Below are 23,462 nucleotides of genomic sequence, written 5' to 3'. Positions count from 1 at the left end.
TGTCAGAATTCGGTACCGGGTGACCCCCGAACGCTCGAACCGGACCGCCGGGCCCCGACAGGCTCGGGGTGCTCGGGAACGGAAGTCCTCACGCGGCTCCGTATCCGGAGTGCCGACTCCCCCTGCGTCCGAGTTCACTCCTGCGGGTGCGCGTGCGCTCATGCCGATGCCGCCGCCGGTGCCCGGCGCTTCCGACGCCGGGCCCAGTGACGCGACAGCGCGGCGATGAACCGCACGTGACGAGGACGAAAAGGCACAGGTGCGGTGCCTTCGTCCGACCTAGGCTCGGCCCGATAGCACTAACGCGGACAACACAAGACCCCATAAAACCCTCATCCGAGGGCGCCGCCCGACGGCAGCGCCCCGACCCCGTTCCGGGTCCGCTTCGGCGTACCCGGTTTCCGGTTTCCGGACGGGTCGCCCTGCCCGTCGGTCGCGCGTCCTCGCCAGATCAATGACGAAGAGGTCATCGTGGCAGCGGAGATCATCAGCAGCACCCAGGACACCGACGATCCGGTCGACGCGGTTTTCGCGCTCCACCGCGGCGGCAAGATGGAGATCCGGGCGACCGTCCCGGTGCGCGACGCGGACGACCTGTCCCTCGCCTACACCCCCGGTGTCGCCCGCGTCTGCACGGCCATCGCCGAGCAGCCGGAGCTGGTCAACGACTACACCTGGAAGTCCAACACCGTCGCGGTGGTCACCGACGGCACCGCGGTGCTGGGCCTCGGCGACATCGGCCCGCAGGCCTCGCTGCCCGTGATGGAGGGCAAGGCCATCCTGTTCAAGCAGTTCGGCGGCGTGGACGCGGTGCCGATCGCGCTGGCCTGCACCGAGGTCGACGAGATCGTCGAGACCGTGGTCCGGCTGGCGCCCTCCTTCGGCGGCGTCAACCTGGAGGACATCTCCGCCCCCCGCTGCTTCGAGATCGAGCGCCGGCTCCAGGAGGCCCTGGACATCCCGGTCTTCCACGACGACCAGCACGGCACCGCGATCGTCACCACCGCCGCCCTGTGGAACGCGGCCAAGGTGACCGGCCGCGAGATCGGCTCGCTGCGGGCCGTCATCTCCGGTGCGGGCGCGGCCGGCATCGCCATCGCCAAGATGCTGGTGGCGGCCGGCATCGGCGACGTGGCGGTCTGCGACCGCAAGGGCGTGGTGTACGAGGGCCGCGGCGACCTCACCGACGTCAAGGCCGAGATCGCCGGGCTGACCAACCGCACGGGCGTCAAGGGCTCGCTGGCCGACGCGCTGGCCGGCGCCGACGTGTTCATCGGCGTCTCCGGCGGCACCGTGCCGGAGGAGGTCGTCGCGACCATGGCCGAGGGCGCCTTCGTCTTCGCGATGGCCAACCCGACCCCGGAGATCCACCCCGAGGTCGCGCACAAGTACGCGGCCGTCGTGGCCACCGGCCGCAGCGACTTCCCGAACCAGATCAACAACGTGCTGGCCTTCCCGGGCATCTTCGCCGGTGCCCTGCAGGTCCGGGCCAGCCGGATCACCGAGGGCATGAAGCTGGCCGCAGCCAAGGCGCTGGCCGGCGTGGTCGCCGACGAGCTGACCCCGCAGAAGGTCATCCCCTCGCCGTTCGACGAGCGGGTCGCCCCGGCGGTCACCAAGGCCGTCGCCGAGGCGGCCCGGGCGGAGGGCGTCGCCCGGATCTGACGATCCGGTCCGACGATCCGACCGGACATCCCGTACACGGCCGAGGCCGGGACGCGCGTCACACCCACGCGTGGTTCCCGGCCTCGGTCGTCCGCCGCTATCGTCCGGATCATGTTTGCTGCCTACGCCGCACGTATCGATGCCGACGACCCGCTCAGCGGACTGGAGTTGGGCGAACTCCCCGAGCCGCAGGCCCGCCCCGGGTGGAGCGTGGTCACGGTCAAGGCCGCCAGCCTCAACCACCACGACCTGTGGTCGCTGCGCGGGGTCGGCCTCCCGGCCGAGAAGCTGCCGATGATCCTCGGGTGCGACGCGGCGGGCGTCGACGAGAACGGCAACGAGGTGGTCATCCACTCGGTGATCGGCCAGAGCGGCCACGGGGTGGGCCCGAACGAGCCGCGCTCCATCCTGACCGAGCGCTACCAGGGCACCTTCGCCCAGCAGGTGGCGGTGCCCACCTGGAACCTGCTGCCCAAGCCCGCCGAGCTGAGCTTCGAGGAGGCCGCCTGCCTGCCCACCGCCTGGCTGACGGCCTACCGGATGCTGTTCACCAACGGCGGGGTCAAGCCCGGTGACACCGTCCTGGTGCAGGGGGCCGGCGGCGGCGTGGCGACCGCGTTGATCGTCCTCGGCAAGGCGGCCGGCCTGCGGGTCTGGGTCACCGGCCGGGACGAGGCCAAGCGCCGCCGGGCCGTGGAGCTCGGCGCGGACGCGGCCTTCGAGAGCGGCGCCCGGCTGCCCGCGCGGGTCGACGCGGTGATGGAGACCGTCGGCGCCGCGACCTGGTCGCACTCGGTGAAGTCGCTGCGTCCGGGCGGCACCATCGTCATCTCGGGTGCCACCTCCGGCCCCAACCCGAGCGCCGCCGAGCTGAACCGGATCTTCTTCCTGGAGCTCAAGGTGGTCGGCTCGACCATGGGCACCAAGGAGGAGCTGGCCGGGCTGCTCGCGCTCTGCGCCAACACCGGCGTCCGCCCGGTGATCGACTCGGTGCTGCCGCTGAGCGAGGCCCGGGACGGCTTCGCCCGGCTCGCCAAGGGCGAGGTCTTCGGCAAGATCGTCCTCAACCCCTGACGCGAGGGGGCCCGGCGCTCCGCGCGGGAGCACCGGGCCCGATCCTTCGTTCAGCCGGCCGGTCCGGCCGACGTTTCGTCCGGCCGGGCCGGACGGCTGCCCTGCGGCCGTCAGCCGAGCAGCCGCTTCAGCCGCTCGCCCGCGGCGCCCAGCACCCGGCGGGCCTCGGCCAGCTTGTCCCCGCTCACCCCGCCGTCCCGGGCCGCGTCGCGGACCTGGTCGCGGAAGCGGTCGAGCAGCCGTTCCAGCTCGCGGGCCGGGTCCTCGGCCGGGTCGGTGCGCGTCCACGCGGGCAGGTCGGCCGGTGCGGTCGGCTCGTCCTCGTCCAGGTCGATCCGGGTGACGGTGATCCGCTCGTCCGACGGGGCGGACTCGTCCGACGGGTGGCCCCAGCGGGCCGCGTCGGCCAGCCCGGACAGGCCCTTGGTCAGCTCGGCCAGGCCCTCGGCCAGCCCGGTCGGCCAGTCGCCCTTCGCGGCGTGCTCGCGCACCTGCTGCTCGACCCGGCGCTTGATCCGCAGCGCCTCCTGCTGGGCGGCGGTGCGCGAGGCCTTGGCCTGCTCGCGCAGCCGGCGGGCCTCCTCCTCGGCCGCCTTCGCCTTGGCCTTGGCCGCCTTCTCCTGTTCCCGGGCGCGCTTGGCCTGGTCCTTGGCCTGCCGCTTGAACTCGGCGAACTCGTCCTTGGCGCGCTGCCAGGAGTCGTTGTCGCCCCAGGGGCCGGCCCACGGGTCGCCCGCGCGCTCGGCGCGCTCGGCGCGGTCCGGCCGCGGCGTCTGCTTGGCGGCCTTCCACAGCTCCTCGCGCAGGTCCTTGGCGCTGTCCCGGACGTCCTCGCGGATCGCCCCGGCGAGCTGCGCCACGGAGTCCCGGATCTCCAGCTCCAGCTCGTCCAACTCACCCTGCCGGGCTTCGAGTTCGGCCCGTCCGGCGTCGGTCAGCCGGTAGACCTTGCGGCCTCCCTCGGTGCTGTGGGTGACCAGGCCCTCCTGCTCCAGCTTGGCCAGTCGCGGGTAGACCGTCCCGGCCGAGGGCGCGTACAGGCCCTGGAAGCGCTCCTCCAGCAGGCGGATCACCTCGTAGCCGTGCCGCGGGGCTTCGTCCAGCAGCTTCAGCAGGTAGAGCCGGAGCCGGCCGTGGCCGAACACAGGGGTCATCTCAGGCCTCCTTGGTGAAGTCGGGCTTGCCGGAGCCGGCCGGGAGCTCCTTCGCCGGGCCGTCGTCCTCCGGCTCCGGGCGGCTCAGCACGGTGACCGAGCCGGAGACGGTGGTGACGTTGAGCTTGCCGCGGCCCTCGCCGAGCTGGCCGGACAGCTTCTTGGCGCCCCAGGAGCCGCTCAGCTTGAGCTGCTCGAAGCTGCTGGAGATGTCGCCGCTGGTGGAGCCCGCCTCGACCTTGGCGTCGGCGCGCGAGGGGATCCGGACCACGACCGGGCCGCTGACGGTGGTGACCTTGACGTCGGCCTCGCCGTCGACGTCGAGGTCCAGGGTGACGGCCCCGGTGACGGCGTTGGCCTGGACCCGGTCGGCGGTGCCGGCGACGACGGTCAGCTGCCCGGAAACGGTGTTGACCCGGAGCTGGCCGCCGACCGACTGGGCGTCCACGTCACCGGTGACGGTGTTGGCGTCGGTGCGGCCGGTCAGCCCGACCAGGGTGGTGTCGCCGTTGGCGCTCTGCACCGAGACGTGCCCGGTGACGCCGGAGACGGTGGTGCCGGCGGAGACCGTGCCGAGCTTGACCTCGGTGTCGGCCGGCACGGTCAGGGTGATGCCGGCGACCCGCTTGCGCTTGAGCGAGCCGAAGAAGCTCTTGACCGAGCCGACCGACTTGAGCCAGTCGCCGAACTCGCCCCAGCTGTTGATGTCCTTGTAGGTGACCGTCAGGACGCCGTCCACCACGGTCACGTGCAGGGGATCGCCCTGGAGTTCAGTGACCTCCAGGCGGGCCGGGCCCTCGGCCGCCACCACGTTCACCGTGCCCTCGATGATCCGCACGTGCAGCGCGCGGACCGCGTCGTCGATGGTGATCCTCTCGGGGCCCTCGACCGTCCACTGGCTCATCTCTGCCGCCTCCCGTTGCCGATCGCGATGTATCGCGTTCTCTTCTAAAGACGATATATCGCGTGCCGGGAGAGTCAAGCGTGCCCGACCCCGATCCCGACCCCGATCCGCCCCCGAGGCTTCCCCTACGGGCCGCCGGCCGGGGCCGTCCGCGGACGCGCGAGAGGCCCGGGAGGCGGTTGCCTCCCGGGCCTCTCGCAGGCCGTCACCGGGTCACTCGTCGTCCTCGTCGTCGAGCCGGGCCAGCCAGGTGGCCAGCCGCTCGACCGGGATCTCGAAGTCCGGGTTGAGGTCGACGAACTCGCGCAGGCGCTCGGCCAGCCACTCGAAGCTGACCTCCTCGTCGCCGCGCCGGTTCTGCAGCTCCTCGATGCCTCGGTCGGTGAAGTACACGGTTCGCTCCGGTCCGATGGGGGTTGACCCGGTCAGGATAGACCGGACGGGTCAGCCGTCGTTGCGCCAGTAGCTCAGCGACAGCTTGACCGCGCCGCTGTTCTTGTTGCCCTGCTCGATCACCTTGGCGATCACGACGCCGCCGTTCTTCCGGTTGCGCAGGCAGAACAGCCGGCCCGGGGGCAGGTCGTCGAACTTCAGGTCCTTGGTGGGCTCCCGGTCGATCGCCGCCGAGCAGCTCTGCGGGGTGAGCGTGTTCTCCCGGCTGATGTAGGCGTCGGAGTTGCTGTCCAGGTCGAAGGTGCCGATGCTGGTCGGGTCGAGAGCCCAGGTGGGGCTGGTGGAATCGGGCACGACCTTGCCGCCGGACAGGTCGAAGCTGTAGCTGTAGCTGGTCGCGTACAGCTCGGTGTCCTGGTAGACCACGGTGTAGACGCTGTTGCGCGGCACGGTGGCACCGGCCGTCGGGCTCTTCGAGGCGTCGGTGGAACCGCTGCTCTTCGTCGGGGTGGGCGAGGGGGAGGCGTCGTCGCCGCTCGTGCCGCTCGTGCCGGTCGGGGTGGACTTGGGCGTGGCCGCCGCCGGGTTGGGGGTGGACGGGCCGCTGCTGACGGCCGCGCTGTCCTTCTTCTTGCCGTCGTCCAGCTTCTTCATCAGCACCACGCCGCCCGCGGTGCCGCCGACCGCCATCACCAGGGCGACGGTGAGCAGCACCTTCCAGGACACCCCGCCCTTGCGCTTGGGCTCGGGCTCCTTCTCCGGCTGCGGGTCGGCGGTCACCACCGGGCCGGGCGGCGGGGTGTCGTACGACGGCGGCTCGGACCGCAGGTGGACGGTCGGCGGGGTGGTCAGCACCGGGGCGGTCGGCGTCTCGGTGGGCGGCTGCGGGGCGCCGTACGAGCCGAGCGGCGGCGGCGCGAAGCCCTGCGGGGGCGTCACGGGCGGCTGCTGCGGGTGCACCGCGGTGGCCGGGTGGGTCGGGGCGGCGACGGGGTGGGTCGGCGCGACGGGCGGCTGCGGGGGAGCGGCCGGGGCGGCGGCCGGCATCGCCGGCATCGCGGGCACCGGGGTCGGCGGGGTGGCGGGCGCGGCCGGGAGCGGCGTCGGCGGGGTCTTGGGCAGGTCGGAGCGGCGGGTGATCTCGGTGTTGACCTCGCGCGGCAGCCAGTCGTCGCCGAACCGCAGCTGGCCGCCGACCTCCGGGTGGTTGCGGGCGACCTGGATGATCTCGGCGGGGGTGGGGCGGTCCTCCGGGCTCTTCGCCAGGCAGCGCTGGATCAGCTCGCGCAGGTCGGCCGGGACGGCGGACAGGTCGGCCTCCTCGTGCACCACGCGGTAGAGCACCGCGGTGTCCGGGCCGTCGCCGAACGGCGCGGTGCCGCCGGCCACGTACGCGGCCAGGGCGCCGAGCGCGAAGACGTCGGTGGCCGGGGTGACCGGGCGCCCCTGGGCCTGCTCGGGGGACATGAAGGCGGGCGAGCCGATCCGGTAGCCGGTGCCGGTCAGCGCGGTGGCGTCGGCGGCCCGGGCGATGCCGAAGTCGATCACCCGCGGGCCGTCCCCGGCGACCAGCACGTTGGCGGGCTTGAGGTCGCGGTGGACCACCTCGACGCTGTGGATCGCCTGCAGGGCCTCGGCGATGCCGCCCATCAGCAGCAGGACGGTACGCACCGGCAGCGCACCGTTCTCCCGCACCACCTGCTGCAGGGACGGGCCCGGGACGTACGCGGTGACCAGCCAGGGGGCGTCGCTGTCCAGCCCGCCGGAGTCGATCACCTGCGCGGTGTAGAGCCCGTGGATCCGCTGGGCGTTGCTGACCTCCTGGGCGAAGCGGCGGCGGAACTCGCCGTCCTCGGCGAACTCCGGGCGGACCACCTTGAGCGCGACCGGGCGCCCGCCAGGGGTGTACGACAGGTAGACCCGGCCCATGCCGCCGGCGCCGAGCCGGGCGAACAGCCGGTAGCCGCCGACCTCCTTGGGATCGTCCGGCAGGAGCGGCTGGAAGACCGGAGGGAGCTTTCCGGCGTTCCGAGGCGTGTCGGCGGTCATGTGGTGGTCCCCCTGGGAGAGCGGTGAGGCGGTACGGCCGGGGCGGCGGGCGCGACGACGGTCGTCCGGCGTCCTTCTGGCGAGGCATAACCTATCGATCCGTCAGGAGTCCGTGCACGGCGGTTCCGGTTTGGTTGCAGAGCTGGAACCTTGACATGGCTCGACGGTGAAACGGTTCTCCCGGGAACGAGCGGTGGAGAGCGGGCGGCGGACAACGACGCGGCCCCCGTCCTCCCGGGTGGGAGGACGGGGGCCGGTGAGCCCTCGGCGCCTCAGGGCGCCGCAGCGTCTGGCGTCAGAGCGAGAAGACCTCTTCGATCAGCGCCTGCTGCTCGGCGGCGTGCCGCTTGGCCGAGCCGACCGCCGGGGACGAGGCCGTCGTGCGGGCGACGCGGCGCAGGCGGGAGCCGCCGGCGCTGCGGCCGATGACGACCTGCAGGTGGTCGACCAGGTTCATCGCGATGAACGGCCAGGCACCCTGGTTGTCCGGCTCCTCCTGCGCCCAGACGAACTGGACGTTGTCGCCGTAGCGGGCCAGCTCCTCCTGGAGCTCGGCCACCGGCAGCGGGTAGAGCCGCTCGACCCGGACGATCGCGGTGTCGGTGACGCCGCGCTCGGTGCGGGCCGCCTCCAGGTCGTAGTAGAACTTGCCGGCGGTGATGACCACCTTGCGGACCTGCGCCGGGTCGACGGTGGTGTCGCCGATGACCGGGCGGAACGAGCCGGACAGGAACTCCTCGGTCGCACTCGCCGCGGCCTTCAGACGCAGCATCGACTTCGGGGTGAAGACGACCAGCGGCTTGTGGTGCGGGTTGTGCGCCTGCCAGCGCAGCAGGTGGAAGTAGTTCGACGGCAGGGTCGGCATGGCGACCGTCATGTTGTTCTGCGCGCACAGCTGGAGGAAGCGCTCCGGGCGGGCGGACGAGTGGTCCGGGCCCTGGCCCTCGTAGCCGTGCGGCAGCAGCAGGGTGACGCCGGAGTGCTGGCCCCACTTCTGCTCGGCGGAGGCGATGTACTCGTCCACCATGGTCTGCGCGCCGTTGACGAAGTCGCCGAACTGCGCCTCCCACATGACCAGCGCGTTCGGGCGGGTCAGCGAGTAGCCGTACTCGAAGCCCATGGCCGCGTACTCCGACAGCAGGCTGTCGTAGACGGTGTAGCGGGCCTGGTCCTCGGTGAGGTACTGCAGCGGGGTGTAGTCCTCGCCGGTCTTGCGGTCGATCAGGACGGCGTGCCGCTGGCCGAAGGTGCCGCGGCGGCTGTCCTGGCCGGCCAGGCGGACCGGGTGGCCCTCCATGAGCAGCGAGCCGATGGCGAGGGTCTCGCCCATCGCCCAGTCGATGGTGTTGTCCTCGACCGAGCCGGCGCGGCGCTGCAGCTGCGGCAGCAGACGCGGGTGGACGGTCAGCCAGTCCGGGTGGTTCACCTGGGAGGCGGCGATCCGCTTGACCATCTCCTGGGAGATGCCGGTCTGGATGGAGACCGGGAAGTCGGCGACCGGCTTGCCCGCGGTGGCGTCGGCCGGCGCCTGGGCCGCGTCGCGGACCTCGGCGAAGACCTTCTCCAGCTGGCCCTGGAAGTCCTGGAGCGCCTGCTCCGCCTCTTCCATGGTGATGTCGCCGCGACCGATCAGGCCCTCGGTGTACAGCTTGCGCACCGAGCGCTTCTTGTCGATCAGGTCGTACATCAGCGGCTGGGTGAACGACGGGTTGTCGGCCTCGTTGTGACCGCGGCGGCGGTAGCAGATGAGGTCGATCACCACGTCCTTGTGGAACTCCTGACGGAACTCGAAGGCGAGCCGCGCGACGCGGACCACGGCCTCCGGGTCGTCGCCGTTCACGTGGAAGATCGGGGCCTCGATCATGCGGGCCACGTCGGTGCAGTACATCGAGGAGCGCGAGGACGCCGGGGCGGCGGTGAAGCCGACCTGGTTGTTCACCACGACGTGCACGGTACCGCCGGTGCGGTAGCCGCGCAGCTGCGACATGTTCAGGGTCTCCGCGACGACGCCCTGGCCGGCGAAGGCCGCGTCGCCGTGGATCTGGATCGGCAGCACCGGGAAGGTGGTGCCGCCCTGGTCCAGGATGTCCTGCTTGGCGCGGGCGATGCCCTCGACGACCGGGTCCACGGCCTCCAGGTGGGAGGGGTTCGCGGCGAGCGAGACCTTGATGGTCTCGCCGTCCAGGCCGGTGAAGGTGCCGTCGGCGCCCAGGTGGTACTTGACGTCGCCGGAGCCGTGCATCGACTTCGGGTCGAGGTTGCCCTCGAACTCGCCGAAGATCTTGCCGTACGGCTTGCCGACGATGTTGGCCAGCACGTTCAGGCGGCCGCGGTGGGCCATGCCGATGACGGCCTCGTCCAGGCGGTGCTCGGCGGCGGCGTCGATGGTCGCGTCCAGCAGCGCGATCAGCGACTCACCGCCCTCCAGCGAGAAGCGCTTCTGGCCGACGTACTTGGTCTGCAGGAAGGTCTCGAAGGCCTCGGCCGAGTTCAGGCGGCGGAGGATCCGCAGCTGCTCCTCGCGCTCGGGCTTGGAGTACGGCTTCTCCAGGCGCTCCTGCAGCCACTTGCGCTGCTTCGGGTCCTGGATGTGCATGTACTCGATGCCGACGGTGCGGCAGTAGGTGTTGCGCAGCAGGCCGAGGATGTCGCGGAGCTTCATCATCTTCTGGCCGCCGAAGCCGCCGACCGCGAACTCGCGCTCCAGGTCCCACAGGGTGAGGCCGTGCGTGGTGACGTCCAGGTCGGGGTGCTTGCGCTGCTTGTACTCCAGCGGGTCGGTGTCGGCCATCAGGTGACCGCGGACCCGGTAGGAGTGGATCAGCTCCATGACGCGCGCGGTCTTGTTGACCTCGTCGTCGTGGGTGGTGGCGACGTCGGTGGCCCAGCGGACCGGCTCGTACGGGATCCGCAGCGACTCGAAGATCTCGTCGTAGAAGCCGTTCTCGCCGAGCAGCAGGCGGTGGATCTCGCGCAGGAACTCGCCGGACGCCGCGCCCTGGATGACGCGGTGGTCGTAGGTCGAGGTCAGCGTCATGATCTTGGAGACGCCCAGGCGGGACAGGGTCTCCGGGGCGGAGCCCTGGAACTCGGCCGGGTACTCCATGGCGCCGACGCCGACGATGGTGCCCTGGTTCTGCATCAGGCGCGGCACGGAGTGCACGGTGCCGATGCCGCCGGGGTTGGTCAGCGAGACCGTGACGCCGGTGAAGTCGTCCATGGTCAGCTTGTTGGCGCGGGCCCGGCGGACGATGTCCTCGTAGGCCTGCCAGAAGCCGAAGAAGTCGAGGGTCTCGGCCTTCTTGATGGCCGCGACGACCAGCTGGCGGTCACCGTTGGGCTTGACCAGGTCGATGGCCAGGCCGAGGTTGACGTGCTCCGGCTTGACCAGGAAGGCCTTGCCGTCCTCCACCTTGTAGCTGTGGTTCATGCCCGGGGCGGCCTTGATGGCCTGGACCAGGGCGTAACCGATCAGGTGGGTGAAGGAGACCTTGCCGCCGCGGGCGCGCTGCAGGTGGTTGTTGATGACGATGCGGTTGTCGATCAACAGCTTCGCCGGCACGGCGCGGACCGAGGTCGCGGTCGGCACCTCCAGCGAGGCGTCCATGTTGCTGGCGACGGCCTTCGCCGGGCCGCGCAGCTGGATCAGCTCGGGGCCGGCGGTGGCGGCGGGCGCGGCCGGGGCCGGGGCGGCGGCCTTCGGGGCCGGGGGCGCGGCGGGCGCGGCGGCGAGCGGGGCGGCAGCCGGGGCCGGAGCGGCCGGGGCGGCCGGTGCGGCGGTGGCGGGCGCGGCCGGAGCAGCAGCGGCGGGCGCGGGGGCAGCGGCAGGGGTCGGCGTGGGGCCGGCCTGGGTCGCGGCCTGGGTCACTGGGGTCACCTCGGTACCGGGCTTGTAGTCGGCGAAAAAGTCCCACCAGGCTCGGTCGACCGAGTTCGGGTCCTGGAGGTACTGCTGGTAGATCTCGTCGACGAGCCACTCATTGGGGCCGAAGCCAGTGGAGCTTGCCGAGCTGTTGGGGGTTTCTTGGGACTGTGGCGACACGGCGGCAACCGCCCTCTTCCGCTTCCTTTTGGGATGTTTGGACAGCGGGGATTAAGGCTACGCCCCTGACCGATGATCGCGCAGTCCCCGGGGGCCAGGCGTCGTCCAGATCACAGTCCTGACCTGCAGTTTGGCTGAAAAAGTACGTTAGAAAGCCGTATCTGAGGGGAACCGATCGGCGTCGAAGGCGCCTGATACCCGGAGTAAACCGGACAAACCCGTACAGTAGTCCGCTAACGATCTTCGTATGCGTCTGTGTCGGATCTGTGACAAATGTCCCGGCCGTCGCCCGGCCGTCGCCCGGGCAGGCGGACCTCGATCCGGCAGCCGCGCGGCGACTCGGCGACCGCGATCCGCCCGCCGTGCAGGTCCACCGCCCAGCGGGCGATGGCCAGGCCCAGACCGGTGCCGCCGTCCGCGCCCGGTCCGGCGGCGGTCGCGGTGCCGCTGCGGCTGAACCGCTCGAAGACCCGGGTGCGGTCGGCCGGGGGGATGCCCGGGCCCTCGTCCTGGACCTCCAGCAGCAGGGCGCCGTCCTCGCCGTCGGGCCGCGCGCGCACCGTCACGGTCCCGCCGGGCGGGGAGTGCTTGCAGGCGTTGTCGACCAGGTTGGCGACCACCTGGTGCAGCCGCTCCGGGTCCGCGACGCCGGTCAGGCCGGCCGGGCTGACCTCCAGGGCCAGCCGGACGTCCCCGCGTCGGGAGAAGGCCCCGCCGGCCGTCGCGCCGTCCACGGTGACCCCGCGCAGCACGCCGTCCAGGAACTCGCGCACCTCGAAGCGGCGCGCGTCCAGGTCGACCACGCCGTCGTCGATCTTGGAGAGGTCGAGCAGGTGGGTGACCAGGCGGCCGAGCCGCTCGGTCTGCTCCAGAGCCGCCCCCAGCGTCGCCGGATTGGGCTGGACGACGCCGTCGACCACGTTCTCCAGGACGGCGCGCAGCGCGGCGATCGGCGTGCGCAGCTCGTGCGAGACGTTGGCGACCAGCTCGCGCCGGTGCTGGTCGGCGGCCTCCAGGTCGGCGGCCATCCCGTTGAAGGCGGCCGCGAGTTCGCCGATCTCGTCGCGCGAGTTCACCTCGACCCGGCGGCTGTAGTCGCCGGAGGCCATCGCGCGGGCGGCGTCCGTCATCTCGCGCAGCGGGGCGGTCAGCCCGTGCGCGAGGAACTGCATGAAGAGCAGCGAAGCGATCATGGAGAAGACCATGATGATCCGGATCTGGGTCTCGGACCGGATCGCCACGACCACCATCCCGGTGGCCAGGAACACGGAGACGATCACCAGCAGGGCGAGCTTGCCCTTGATCGAGCGGACCGGGTCGAGCGGCCGGATGTCGGCCCAGACCCGGTGGGCGGCACGGACGGCCAGCGGCTGCGGCCGCGCGCCGTCGGATTCCCCGTTGCGTTGCTGTGGAAAGGTCATTGGTTCCCTGTGGTCCCCGCGTGTGTCCCCCGCGTGGTGGCCAGGCGTCGTCCGGACACGGGCCCCCCGGCGGCCCGTCGTCCGGGGTCGGCCTAGGAGAGCGGGGCTTCCAGGGCGTACCCGACGCCGTGCACGGTGCGGATCCAGCTGGCACCGATCTTCCGGCGCAGCGCCTTGACGTGGCTGTCCACCGTGCGGGTGCCGGACGCGTCCGTCCAGTCCCAGACCTCGGCCAGCAGCTGCTCGCGGGTGAGCACCGCGCGCGGCTGGGCGGCCAGGCAGGCGAGCAGGTCGAACTCGGTCGGCGTCAGGTGGACGTCGCCCGAGGCCAGCCGGACCCGGCGCTGCACGTGGTCGATCTCCAGCTCGCCGAAGCGCAGGCTGCCGAGCGCGGGCGTGCGGGCGGCCTGCTGGGCGCGCTCGACGCGGCGCAGCAGCACGTTGACCCGGGCGGCCAGTTCGCGCATCGAGAACGGCTTCGTCATGTAGTCGTCCGCGCCGACGCCGAGGCCGACCAGCAGGTCCGTCTCGTCGTCGCGCGCGGTCAGCATCAGCACCGGCACCGGGCGCTGCGCCTGGATCCGGCGGCACACCTCCAGGCCGTCGAAGCCGGGCAGCATGATGTCGAGGACGACGAGGTCCGGCTGCCAGGTGTGGAAGCCGTCGACCGCGCCGGGGCCGTCGTGGGCCACGGCGACCTTGAAGCCCTCCGCGCCCAGTCGGGCCGCGATCGACTCGGCGATCGTCGGCTCGTCCTCCACCACCAGCACTCTGCGTTGGCTGCTCACCGTGCCGCCGGTGTTGACGTTGTCCTGCTGAATTTCTGTCACGGTCACGCCACCGCCCCCAGGGCTGCGGGCCGGCCACCTGTGGGGATGGCGGGGCTCCGCTCGTAGTCTTGTTCCGTCGTGGACTGTGCCGGGTCCGCCGTCCCGTCGCGCGATCGGGAGGCGAGGACGGATTCGTCGGCCGCCCACTTCTCCCGCGCACTTCGCAGCGTACGGACAACGGATGCTTTCCGGCAGGTGGACCGGACGTTTCCGGCCCGTGGGCCGGCTGTTCGGGCCGCCCGCTGACCCACTGCACGAGTGGGCACGGGCCGATACCTTACCCGGCGAATTTTCACTGCGTAACGGTACGTATGCAGCCGAGTTGACGCCAAGTCGCCGGTCAGAGGCCCTACTGACGCGTCAATCGAAACAAGGTCTGGACCAATGTCGGGAATCCGGCACTCCGCCAAGGCGGCGGTCTTCACGGGCTTTTCCCAGCTGCCTCCCAGAACCTCGACGTACCGTGGCCACGACAACACCCGTCCGGGCGGAACCCGCGGTGCGTGCCGGTACGTTGGGCACGGGGAGTGAGCCGGCGGCTACGGGTGCGGAGCGGGAGGCGGCATGGCGGGTCTGCGGCGGGACGCCGACGGCTGCGCGCCCGCGGGAGCGCCGTACGGGATGCTCCGGCACGGGCTGCGCACCGGCGTCGTGCGGTGGCTGCTGGAACGCGTGCCGACACCCCGGCGCAACCCCTTCACCCTCGGGTACCTCGCCGTCGTGGGAGCCACCACGACCTTCGCCGGGCTCGCGGACCCGGAACTCGTGCAGCGCCTGCAGGAGGCCTCCAGCTCGGACGGCCACAACCTGCTCCAGCATCCCGTCCGGGCCCTCGTCCTGAGCGGGTTCTGGGTGGCCGGCGAGGTGTGGATGCCGTACCTGTGGGGATTCGCCTTCACCCTCGCGCCGCTGGAGCGCACGGTCGGGCCGGCCCGGGCGGCGGCGGTCTTCGCGGCCGGGCACGTCGCGGCCACGCTGCTCTCCCAGGGCGTGGTGATCCTCGCGGTGGAGACCGGGCGGATGGCGCCCGAGGCGATGGACCACCTGGACATCGGGGTCAGCTACGGCGTGCTCGCCTGCCTGGGCGCGGTGGCCGGGCTGCTCTCCTGGCCCGGGCGGCTGCTCGCGCTGGGCGGCGCCGGGCTGATGATCGCCGAGCAGATCGCCTCCGACAAGGACGTGGTCACCGCGGTGGGGCACCCGGCGGCGGTGCTCACCGGGGTGGCGCTCTGGCGCTGGCTGCGGCGCATCGAACGGCGCCCGCCCCGGTCCCGCACCGCGACGGTCGGCACCGCGTCCGCGCGCGGCGGGGCGCGCGTGCGGACCGCGCGCTGAGGCTCGCGCGCCGAGGTTCGCGCCGGGGTCGGCGCACCGGCATTCACGTGCGGGCATTCACGCGCAGCCATTCACGCGCAGCCATTCACGCGCTGCCATTCACGTGCCGACGTTCGCGTGCTGACGTTCACACGCCGGGGTTCGGGGGGCTGGGCTCCCTCGGCACGTCCAGGAATTCCCCAGATTCGACGGACGCTTCCCAGGTGCGCTTTTGACGGCCCGCCCGCGGTCCGCCCGCGCCGCCTTCCCGACCGGATCGTGTTCGCTCACGGCGAACTGGACCCCGGGAACATCCGGCCCCCGCCAAGCCTTAGTCAGGTCGACTCAAGTTCACTGACTGGGGAGAGATCATGGCATCGACGTCCACACCGCTCACCCTGCCCGTGCTGCCGCTCGACGACGAGGTCGTCCTGCCGGGCATGGTGGTCCCGCTGGACCTGAAGGACACCGAGGTGCGCGCCGCCGTCGAGGCCGCCCGCGCCGCGGCCGCCGGCGGCGGCAAGCCGCAGGTCCTGCTGGTCCCGCGGGTGGACGGCTCGTACGCGGCGGCCGGCACGCTGGCCGCCGTGGAGCAGGTCGGCCGGCTGGCCGACGGCCCGAACACCGCCGGCCAGCCGGTCGCGCTGGTGCGCGCCGTGCGCCGGCTCCGGATCGGCGTCGGCACCACCGGCCCCGGCGCCGCCCTCTGGGTGGAGACCACCCCGTTCCGGGAGTCCTCCGTGGGCACCCCGGTGGCCGGCCGGGCCGCCGAGCTGGTCAAGGAGTACAAGGCGCTGTCCACCCAGTGGCTGCGCAAGCGCGGCGCCTGGCAGATCGTGGACCGGGTCGCCCAGATCGAGGGCGTCGGCGAGCTCGCCGACAACATCGGCTACGCGCCCTTCGCCACCGCGGAGCAGAAGCTCAAGGTGCTCCTGGAGGCCGACCAGGTCGCCCGCCTGGAGTACGCGCTGACCCTGCTGCGCGACCACCTCGCCGAGGAGGAGGTCAACGACACCATCCGCAAGGACGTCGAGGAGGGCGTGGCCAAGCAGCAGAAGGAGTTCCTGCTCCGCCGCCAGCTGGAGGCCGTCCGCAAGGAGCTGGCCGAGCTGAACGGCGAGCCGGCCGACGAGGAGGGCGACTACCGCGCCCGGGTCGAGGCCGCCGACCTCCCGGCGAACGTCCGCGAGGCCGCGCTCAAGGAGGTCGACAAGCTGGAGCGCGCCTCCGACCAGTCGCCCGAGGGCTCCTGGATCCGCACCTGGCTGGACACCGTCCTGGAGCTGCCCTGGAACGAGCGCACCGAGGACGCCTACGACATCGCCGGCGCCCGCGCGGTGCTCGACGCCGACCACGCCGGCCTGGCCGACGTGAAGGAGCGCATCGTCGAGTACCTGGCCGTCCGCAAGCGCCGGGCCGACCAGGGGCTCGGGCTGGTCGGCGGCCGCCGGGGCGGCGCGGTGCTGGCCCTGGTCGGGCCTCCCGGGGTCGGAAAGACCTCGCTCGGCGAGTCGGTGGCCCGCGCCATGGGCCGTACGTTCGTCCGGGTCGCGCTCGGCGGCGTCCGGGACGAGGCCGAGATCCGCGGCCACCGGCGCACCTACGTCGGCGCGCTGCCCGGCCGGCTGGTGCGGGCGATCAAGGAGGCCGGCTCGATGAACCCGGTCGTCCTGCTCGACGAGATCGACAAGGTCGGCTCCGACTACCGGGGGGACCCGGCCGCCGCCCTGCTGGAGGTGCTGGACCCGGCGCAGAACCACACCTTCCGGGACCACTACCTGGAGGTCGAGCTCGACCTCTCCGACGTCGTCTTCCTCGCCACCGCCAACGTGCTGGAGGCCATCCCCGAGCCGCTGCTCGACCGGATGGAGCTGGTCCGGCTGGACGGCTACACCGAGGACGAGAAGGTCGTCATCGCCCGCGACCACCTGCTCCCGCGCCAGCTGGAGAAGGCCGGCCTCGGCGGCGAGCAGGTCAGCGTCGACGAGACGGCGCTGCGCCGCCTCGCCGGGGAGTACACCCGCGAGGCGGGCGTCCGGAACCTGGAGCGCTCGATCGCCCGGGTGCTGCGCAAGATCGCCGCGCAGGCCGAGCTGGGCGAGCGCGAGCTGCCGGCCGCGGTCGGCGCGGAGGACCTGCGCGCCCTGATCGGCAGGCCGCACCACGTGCCGGAGTCCGCCCAGGAGCCGGCCGAACGCCGCACCGCCGTCCCCGGCGTGGCCACCGGCCTCGCGGTGACCGGTGCCGGCGGCGACGTCCTCTACATCGAGGCCTCGCTGGCCGACGCCGAGACCGGCGGCACCGGGCTGACCCTCACCGGGCAGCTGGGCGACGTGATGAAGGAGTCCGCGCACATCGCGCTCTCCTTCCTGCGCTCGCGCGGCGCCGAGCTGGAACTGCCGGTCACCTCGCTGCGCGACCGCGGCGTGCACCTGCACGTCCCGGCCGGGGCCGTCCCCAAGGACGGGCCGAGCGCCGGCATCACCATGACCACGGCACTCGCCTCGCTGCTCTCCGGCCGCAAGGTGCGCACCGACGTGGCGATGACCGGCGAGGTGTCGCTGACCGGGCGGGTGCTGCCGATCGGCGGGGTGAAGCAGAAGCTGCTCGCCGCCGACCGGGCCGGGGTCACCACGGTGATCATCCCCAAGCGCAACGAGGCCGACCTGGACGACGTCCCGGCCGAGGTGCTGGAGCGGCTCACCGTCCACCCGGTGTCGGACGTCCGCGAGGTGCTGAAGCTGGCGCTGGAGCCGGCCGAGGTACTGGTGGCGGCCGCCTGATCCGCGGTTGACGGTTCCAGGGGCCGACGGCATCTCCGCGTGCGAGACTGCGGAGATGCCGTCCCCCACGCAGCGCGCCCTGGCCCGGGTGCCGGACCGGCTGCGCCCCTTCCTGGTGCGCCACCGCCGGCTGGTGAAGTTCCTGCTGGTCGGGGGCACCTGCTTCGTGCTCACCATGGTGATCAACCTGGAGCTCAAGTTCACCGTGCTGCAGCACAAGCCGGTGGTCGCGCTGACCGTCGCGACCGTGATCGCCACCGTCGTCTCGTACGTGCTGAACCGCCGCTGGGCCTTCCGGGCCGGCGGCCGCCAGCGCGAGGCCCTGCTGTTCTTCCTGGTCAGCGCGGTGGCGATCGGCGTCAACGACGTGCCGCTGGCGATCTCACGGTACGTGCTGGACCTGCGGGAGCCGTTCGTCAGCTCCTTCACCCAGGAGGTCGCGGACTTCCTCAGCGGCATGGTGGTCGGCACCTTCATCGCGATGCTGTTCCGCTTCTGGGCGATGCAGCGGTGGGTCTTCACCCGGCTCGCCGACCGTCCCGCGGCCGGACCCGGCCTGGTCGGGACGGTGTCCCCGGAACCCGGTTACGCTGCACCCGAGATGCCACGGGATGTGTCGTAGGGGGCGAGGTGAGCCTGATGCACGAACCGGACGGTGTCCGGACCGGGCCCGCCAGCCAGCAGGGCATGCGCCGGGCCAACCTGGCGCTGGTGCTCGGGGTGATCGCGCGCGGCCCGCGCTCCCGCGCCGAGGTGGCCGCCGAGACCGGACTGACCAGGGCCGCGGTCTCCTCGCTCGCCGAACAGCTGATCGCCGCCGGCCTGGTGGTCGAGGCGGGCCCCGCCGCGCCCAGCGGCAAGGTCGGCCGCCCCGGCACCGCGCTCGGACTCAACCCGCTCGGCCCAGGCGGACTCGGCGCCGAGATCGGCGTCCGCCACCTGGGCGCCTGCGTGGTCGACCTGCGCGGCGAGGTCCGCGCCTCGCGGCGCCGGGAGATCTCCAACCGCGGCCGGGAGCCCGCCGCCGTCATGGCCGACCTCGCGCAGCTGCTGCGCGCGGTCGTCGCCGAGGCGGGCCTGCGCCCGGCCGGACTCACCCTGGCCGTGCCCGGACTGGTCGGCGACTCCGGCGCGGTGCTGCAGCACGCCGCCAACCTGGGCTGGCAGGACGTCCCGGTGGCCGCCGAACTGCGCGCGGCCCTGCGACCGGCCGCGGACGGCCTGGCCGAGCTGCCGGTCGAGGCCGACAACGAGGCCAACCTCGGCGGGCTGGCCGAGCGCTGGCTGGGCGACGGCCCGGAGGACTTCCTCTACGTCTCCGCCGAGGCCGGGGTCGGCGCTGCGATCGTGGTCGGCGGGCGGCTGCTGCGCGGCGCGCGCGGCCACGCGGGCGAGTTCGGCCACGTACCGGTCCGCCCCGACGGTCCCCGCTGCGCCTGCGGGGCGCACGGCTGCCTGGAGCAGTACGCGGGCGAGGCGGCGGTGCTGGCGGCGGCCGGCCTGTCCGGCGCCCGCGGCGACTGGGTGACGCTGCTCGCCGAGCGGGCCGCGGCCGGCGAGCGGGCGGCCCGGGCGGCCCTGGCCGGCGCCGGGTCGGCGCTCGGCATCGCGGCCGCCGGCGCGGTGAACCTGCTGGACCCGGCCGAGGTCGTCCTGGGCGGCGGCTACGCCCGGCTGGCGCCCTGGCTGCTCCCCGCCATGCGCACCGAGCTGGCCGCCCGGGTCACCGTCCGGCCGTGGGCCGAGGACCGGCTGACCGTCTCCCGGCTGGGCCGCCGCGGCCCGCTGTCGGGTGCGGCGGTGAGCGTCGTGCGCGCCATCGTCGCCGACCCGGGGATGCTCTCGGTCGGCTGACCCCTCCGTACGGTCCGCCCGCCCGGAACGCGGTGCCCCACCCGGAACGGGCTGCCCGCCCGGAACGCGGTGCCCCACCAGGAACGGGCTGCCCCGCCCGGACCGCGCCGGAACGCGCCGAGCCGCCGCCGGAACGGGCCGAGCCCCCGGCTGGTGGGGCCGGGGGCTCGGTGCTGCCGGGGAGCGGGGAGGATCAGGCCTCGACGCTGACGGGCTCGCGCTCGGGCTGCTCGGCACGGGGGCCGCGCAGGACGGCCAGGAAGGCGATGCCGATGCCGACCAGGGCCCAGATCACCAGGACCAGGATCGGCATCCCCAGGTTGGTCGAGTCGAAGTAGGCGATCGACTTGGTGACGCTGGTGCCGGCGCCGTTCGGGATCACCGAACCGATGGCCCGCCAGAACGGCGGCATCATCGGCGCCGGGTAGACCCCGCCCGCGCTCGGGTTGCCCAGGACGACGAAGACCAGCACCGCGATGCCGATGCCGATGATCCCGAACAGGCACTGCAGCGCCATGGTGAACGCGCCGACCGAGAAGACCACCAGGGCGCCGACGGCGGACAGGGCGAGGATCGAGCCGGGCAGGGCGTCCAGCACCGGTCCGGCGATGATCGTGCCGCCGATGCCGGCCGCGACCGAGTAGAGCGCCAGGACGCCCAGGCGGATCAGCAGGCGGTGGGCGTTGGCCGGCTTGGAGCCCGCGCTGATGCCGAGGATCGAGGCGACCAGGTAGCCGCCGACGCACCAGCCGATCACCAGGTAGAAGGAGGACAGGCCGTTGGTGTCGCCCTTGGCGAGCGGCACGACGTCCTGGACCTTGACCGTACGGCCCTGGGTCTGGTCGATCGCGGTGGTGATGCTCTCGGCGGCCTTGGCGGCGGACGGGCCGCGGGCGCCGCCGACCAGCAGGGTGTCCTCGGTGCCGGTCGGGTTCACGACCCACGCGGCGTAGATCTTCTGGTCCTTGATCTGCGCGGTCGCGGTCTCGGCGTCCGGCGCGGTGACGGCCTTGACGGCGTCGTTCGGGACCGCCTCCAGTGCGCCGACCAGCTTGGGCGTGACCTGCGGCGGGGCGACCACCGCGATGGAGAGGTCGTGCGGGGCGGGCTTGTGCAGCGCCCCGATGTAGGAGGTGATGAAGCCGAGCTGGAGGAGCAGCACTCCGATCACGAGCAGTGCCGCGCGCGGTGTGACCGCGCTCTTCAGTTCGGCGACGAAACCCTGCCCAGGGGCTGCCATCGACATCTCCTTGCGTAACGGCGGAAAACGGATCTTCAGAGCCGATACTTCATACCATGAAGTAGTTGGCTCGTGGCACCTCCCGCGCGTGGGGCGGGCCGGCGCCACTGGGCGATACTGACGCGGTGAGCGACGAGGAAGCCCTGGTGGCGGTGGAGCGCGAGGTCGCGCTGATGTTCCGGCGGGGCCGGGCCAGAGTGGCGGAACTCTCACGCCGGGTGCACCCCGGACTGGAGGGCATGGCGTACAGCATGCTCGGCTACATCGAGCAGGCCGGGCGGGTCCGGGTGACCGACGTCGGCGTGCACTTCGCGGTGGGCAAGGCGACGGTGAGCCGACAGATCCGGGCCCTGGAGGAGCTCGGGCTGGTGGCCCGGGAGGCCGACCCGCTGGACCGCCGGGCCGCGCTGGTGTCGCTGACCGAGGACGGGCGGCGGCGCTACGTGGCCGCCCGGGACGTCCGGATGCGGCGGGTGCGCGAGGTGATGGGCGGCTGGTCGCCGGACGACGTGGTCCGCTTCGCGGATCTGCTGCGCCGCTTCAACGACGTCCTGGGGGAGCCGTCGGCCGAGTGACCGGGGTCAGCGCACGGGTGTGACCGGGAGCCGTGCACGGGTGTGACCGGGGCCCGCGGGCAGGTGTGACCGGGGCCCGTGGTGCCGGCCTTTACCTGCCCTTGAAGAAAGTTGCCTAATTCAACCATCTCCTCTTATGGTTGCTTAAGGCAACGAACTTTCATGATGCGCGTATCCCGCACGCCTGCGCCGAAGGACCCAGATGACCGTGACCACCGAGGCGGTGAGCGGCAGTGCCGCCGCCGTCGACGACCGACAGATGACCCACCGGCAGGTGATGGAGGCGCTCTCCGGCCTGCTGCTCGGCCTCTTCGTGGCCGTGCTCTCCTCGACCGTCGTCTCCAACGCCCTGCCGCACATCCTGGCCGACCTGCACGGCGGCCAGTCCGCCTACACCTGGGTGATCACCGCGGCCCTGCTCACCCTCACCGCCTCCACCCCGATCTGGGGCAAGCTCTCCGACCTCGCCAGCAAGAAGCTGCTGCTGCAGATCGCCCTGCTGATCTACATCGCGACCTCCGCCCTGGCCGGCCTCTCGCAGAACACCGGTGAGCTGATCGCCTGCCGCGCGCTGCAGGGCATCGGCGCCGGCGGTGTCGTCGCACTGGGCCAGATCTGCCTGGCCGCGATGGTCCCGCCGCGCGAGCGCGGCCGGTACAGCGGCTACTTCGGCGCGGTCTTCGCGCTGGCCACCATCGGCGGCCCGCTGATCGGCGGCGTCATCGTGGACACCTCCTGGCTGGGCTGGCGCTGGTGCTTCTACGTCGGCATCCCGTTCGCGCTGGCCGCGATCGTGGTCGTCCAGCGGACCCTCAAGCTGCCGGTGGTCAAGCGCAAGGCGAAGATCGACTACCTGGGCGCGCTGGTCATCACCGCCGCGGTCAGCCTGCTGATGATCTGGATCACGCTGGCCGGCAAGAACTACGCGTGGCTGTCCTGGCAGACCGCGGCCATGGTCGGCGGCGGCCTGGTGCTGGGCGCGCTGGCCGTCGTGGTCGAGCGCCGCGCCGCCGAGCCGATCATCCCGCCGGACCTCTTCAGGTACCGCACCGTCACCCTGGCCGCCCTCGCCAGCGTGCTGGTCGGCGTCGGGATGTACGGCGCGACCACCTTCCTCAGCCAGTACTTCCAGCTGGCCCGCGCCAAGTCCCCGACCACGGCCGGCCTGATGACCCTGCCGATGATCCTCGGCCTGGCCGTCTCCTCGGCCGTCGCCGGCCGGCTGATCACCAAGTACGGCAAGTGGAAGGCCTACCTCGTCGCCGGCACCGCGCTGCTCGCGGTCGGCTTCGCCCTGCTCGGCACCGCCCGGGCCGACACGGACTACGGGCTGCTCTCCCTCTACATGGCGATCACCGGCATCGGCCTCGGCCTGACCAGCCAGAACCTGGTGCTCGCGGTGCAGAACACGGTGCCCCGGCACGAGCTCGGCGCGGCCAGCTCGGTGGTCACCTTCTTCCGCACCATGGGCGGCGCGATGGGCGTCTCCGCGCTCGGCGCGCTGATGACGAACAAGGTCGGCCACTACCTGGCGGAGGACCTGGCCGCCGCGCACGTCCCGGCCGGGCACGCGGCGGCCGGCGGCGGCATCCCGGACCTGCACAGGCTGCCCGCCCCGATCGTCCCGCTGGTGACGGACGCCTTCGGCCACGGCGTCGGCACCGTCTTCCTGTGGGCCGCGCCCTCCGCGGCGCTGGCCTTCGTCACCGTGCTGTTCATCCGGGAGACGGCGCTGAAGACCACGCAGGAGAACTGACCGCCCAGGAGGGCTGATCGGCCGGGAGAGCCGATCGGCCGGGAGGACCGGACCGCCGGGAGGACCGGCCGGACGTCGGGATACGCGAAGGGGCCGGGGAGTGCAGTGCGCACTCCCCGGCCCCTTCGCGTCGGCCCCCGCCGGTCGCTAGTGACCGGCGATCAGCGACAGGCCGTAGCCGACGGCCGCGGCGCAGACCGCGAAGCAGGCGTACGCGCCGGCCAGGGCCAGCTTGCCGCCGCCGGAAGCCGGGGCGCTGCCGCCCTCGCGGGCGGCGCTCAGCGCGGCCTCGCGGCGGGACAGCGCCAGGATGCCGAGCGCGAAGACGGCGACGACGGCGACGGTGATGCCGAAGCTGAAGCCGGCGGTCTGGGCCAGGGCGTTCCACTTGATGTGCATGGTGAGTGC

Annotated in this window: 17 protein-coding genes; 8 read left to right on the top strand and 9 right to left on the bottom strand. The window is 72.6% G+C overall.

Annotated features, from left to right (window positions below; translation table 11 throughout):
* The first annotated feature begins 471 nt into the window (after positions 1-471).
* Both ACIGG8_RS00445 and ACIGG8_RS00440 read left to right on the top strand, forming a co-directional pair.
* Positions 472-1,665 carry an NADP-dependent malic enzyme gene (locus ACIGG8_RS00445; RefSeq protein ID WP_350522961.1) on the top strand — a complete coding sequence of 398 codons (1,194 nt, stop codon included), beginning with the start codon at positions 472-474 and terminating at the stop codon, positions 1,663-1,665.
* Positions 1,666-1,776: 111 nt separating this feature from the next.
* Complete coding sequence (locus ACIGG8_RS00440; RefSeq protein ID WP_350522960.1) at positions 1,777-2,739, top strand: zinc-binding dehydrogenase; 963 nt, start codon at positions 1,777-1,779, stop codon at positions 2,737-2,739.
* A gap of 110 nt (positions 2,740-2,849) precedes the next feature.
* On the opposite strand, the gene ACIGG8_RS00435 is transcribed toward ACIGG8_RS00440, so the two are convergent.
* The 7 genes from ACIGG8_RS00435 to ACIGG8_RS00405 form a co-directional block, all read right to left on the bottom strand.
* A complete protein-coding gene (locus tag ACIGG8_RS00435) occupies positions 2,850-3,893 on the bottom strand; it encodes a PadR family transcriptional regulator (protein WP_396544379.1) in 1,044 nt (347 codons plus the stop codon).
* Position 3,894: 1 nt separating this feature from the next.
* Positions 3,895-4,797, bottom strand: a complete 903-nt coding sequence (locus tag ACIGG8_RS00430; protein WP_396544377.1) for a DUF4097 family beta strand repeat-containing protein — start codon at positions 4,795-4,797, stop codon at positions 3,895-3,897.
* Positions 4,798-5,010: 213 nt separating this feature from the next.
* Entirely contained in the window at positions 5,011-5,190 is a 180-nt protein-coding gene (locus ACIGG8_RS00425; RefSeq protein WP_396544375.1) for a DUF6104 family protein, read from the bottom strand.
* Positions 5,191-5,241: 51 nt separating this feature from the next.
* Positions 5,242-7,239 carry a protein kinase gene (locus ACIGG8_RS00420; RefSeq protein WP_396544373.1) on the bottom strand — a complete coding sequence of 666 codons (1,998 nt, stop codon included), beginning with the start codon at positions 7,237-7,239 and terminating at the stop codon, positions 5,242-5,244.
* 295 nt (positions 7,240-7,534) lie between these two features.
* The gene (locus tag ACIGG8_RS00415; RefSeq protein WP_396544371.1) at positions 7,535-11,281 is read right to left on the bottom strand and encodes a multifunctional oxoglutarate decarboxylase/oxoglutarate dehydrogenase thiamine pyrophosphate-binding subunit/dihydrolipoyllysine-residue succinyltransferase subunit; all 3,747 of its coding nucleotides are present in this window, start codon (positions 11,279-11,281) and stop codon (positions 7,535-7,537) included.
* 233 nt (positions 11,282-11,514) lie between these two features.
* A complete protein-coding gene (locus ACIGG8_RS00410; protein WP_396544369.1) occupies positions 11,515-12,702 on the bottom strand; it encodes a sensor histidine kinase in 1,188 nt (395 codons plus the stop codon).
* Between the two features lie 92 nt (positions 12,703-12,794).
* Positions 12,795-13,532 carry a response regulator transcription factor gene (locus tag ACIGG8_RS00405; RefSeq protein WP_350522953.1) on the bottom strand — a complete coding sequence of 246 codons (738 nt, stop codon included), beginning with the start codon at positions 13,530-13,532 and terminating at the stop codon, positions 12,795-12,797.
* 564 nt (positions 13,533-14,096) lie between these two features.
* Here ACIGG8_RS00405 and ACIGG8_RS00400 point away from each other — a divergent pair.
* From ACIGG8_RS00400 to ACIGG8_RS00385, 4 genes are all read left to right on the top strand, one after another.
* Complete coding sequence (locus ACIGG8_RS00400) at positions 14,097-14,867, top strand: rhomboid-like protein (protein ID WP_396544367.1); 771 nt, start codon at positions 14,097-14,099, stop codon at positions 14,865-14,867.
* Positions 14,868-15,217: 350 nt separating this feature from the next.
* A complete protein-coding gene (gene lon / locus ACIGG8_RS00395; protein ID WP_350522951.1) occupies positions 15,218-17,629 on the top strand; it encodes an endopeptidase La in 2,412 nt (803 codons plus the stop codon).
* Positions 17,630-17,684: 55 nt separating this feature from the next.
* Positions 17,685-18,251: a GtrA family protein gene (locus ACIGG8_RS00390; protein WP_350522950.1), complete on the top strand. Its 567-nt coding sequence runs from the start codon at positions 17,685-17,687 to the stop codon at positions 18,249-18,251.
* 17 nt (positions 18,252-18,268) lie between these two features.
* Positions 18,269-19,483: an ROK family transcriptional regulator gene (locus ACIGG8_RS00385; protein ID WP_350522949.1), complete on the top strand. Its 1,215-nt coding sequence runs from the start codon at positions 18,269-18,271 to the stop codon at positions 19,481-19,483.
* Positions 19,484-19,676: 193 nt separating this feature from the next.
* Here ACIGG8_RS00385 and ACIGG8_RS00380 read toward each other — a convergent pair whose 3' ends face one another.
* On the bottom strand, positions 19,677-20,723 hold the full coding sequence (locus tag ACIGG8_RS00380; protein ID WP_396544364.1) for an ABC transporter permease: 1,047 nt from the start codon (positions 20,721-20,723) through the stop codon (positions 19,677-19,679).
* A gap of 125 nt (positions 20,724-20,848) precedes the next feature.
* On the opposite strand from ACIGG8_RS00380, the gene ACIGG8_RS00375 reads away from it, so the two are divergent.
* Both ACIGG8_RS00375 and ACIGG8_RS00370 read left to right on the top strand, forming a co-directional pair.
* Positions 20,849-21,298 carry a MarR family winged helix-turn-helix transcriptional regulator gene (locus ACIGG8_RS00375; RefSeq protein ID WP_396544363.1) on the top strand — a complete coding sequence of 150 codons (450 nt, stop codon included), beginning with the start codon at positions 20,849-20,851 and terminating at the stop codon, positions 21,296-21,298.
* Positions 21,299-21,500: 202 nt separating this feature from the next.
* Positions 21,501-23,054: an MDR family MFS transporter gene (locus ACIGG8_RS00370; RefSeq protein WP_396544361.1), complete on the top strand. Its 1,554-nt coding sequence runs from the start codon at positions 21,501-21,503 to the stop codon at positions 23,052-23,054.
* Between the two features lie 147 nt (positions 23,055-23,201).
* On the opposite strand, the gene ACIGG8_RS00365 is transcribed toward ACIGG8_RS00370, so the two are convergent.
* Positions 23,202-23,453 (bottom strand): hypothetical protein, encoded by a 252-nt coding sequence (locus ACIGG8_RS00365; RefSeq protein WP_350522945.1) that lies wholly within the window; start codon positions 23,451-23,453, stop codon positions 23,202-23,204.
* Positions 23,454-23,462: the final 9 nt, after the last annotated feature.

It is taken from the genome of Kitasatospora sp. NPDC085464 (assembly GCF_044541955.1).
GTDB lineage: Bacteria > Actinomycetota > Actinomycetes > Streptomycetales > Streptomycetaceae > Kitasatospora.
This window is presented reverse-complemented; position numbering and strand designations above follow the sequence as displayed.

Bases quoted from the DNA above. Each gene is read 5' to 3' on its own strand.
- ACIGG8_RS00440 (WP_350522960.1), top strand. From the start codon at position 1,777: ATGTTTGCTGCCTACGCCGCACGTATCGATGCCGACGACCCGCTCAGC.
- ACIGG8_RS00400 (WP_396544367.1), top strand. From the start codon at position 14,097: ATGGCGGGTCTGCGGCGGGACGCCGACGGCTGCGCGCCCGCGGGAGCG.
- ACIGG8_RS00420 (WP_396544373.1), bottom strand. From the start codon at position 7,239: ATGACCGCCGACACGCCTCGGAACGCCGGAAAGCTCCCTCCGGTCTTC.
- lon (WP_350522951.1), top strand. From the start codon at position 15,218: ATGGCATCGACGTCCACACCGCTCACCCTGCCCGTGCTGCCGCTCGAC.
- ACIGG8_RS00430 (WP_396544377.1), bottom strand. From the start codon at position 4,797: ATGAGCCAGTGGACGGTCGAGGGCCCCGAGAGGATCACCATCGACGAC.
- ACIGG8_RS00435 (WP_396544379.1), bottom strand. From the start codon at position 3,893: ATGACCCCTGTGTTCGGCCACGGCCGGCTCCGGCTCTACCTGCTGAAG.
- ACIGG8_RS00410 (WP_396544369.1), bottom strand. From the start codon at position 12,702: ATGACCTTTCCACAGCAACGCAACGGGGAATCCGACGGCGCGCGGCCG.
- ACIGG8_RS00390 (WP_350522950.1), top strand. From the start codon at position 17,685: ATGCCGTCCCCCACGCAGCGCGCCCTGGCCCGGGTGCCGGACCGGCTG.
- ACIGG8_RS00385 (WP_350522949.1), top strand. From the start codon at position 18,269: ATGCACGAACCGGACGGTGTCCGGACCGGGCCCGCCAGCCAGCAGGGC.
- ACIGG8_RS00370 (WP_396544361.1), top strand. From the start codon at position 21,501: ATGACCGTGACCACCGAGGCGGTGAGCGGCAGTGCCGCCGCCGTCGAC.
- ACIGG8_RS00365 (WP_350522945.1), bottom strand. From the start codon at position 23,453: ATGCACATCAAGTGGAACGCCCTGGCCCAGACCGCCGGCTTCAGCTTC.
- ACIGG8_RS00380 (WP_396544364.1), bottom strand. From the start codon at position 20,723: ATGGCAGCCCCTGGGCAGGGTTTCGTCGCCGAACTGAAGAGCGCGGTC.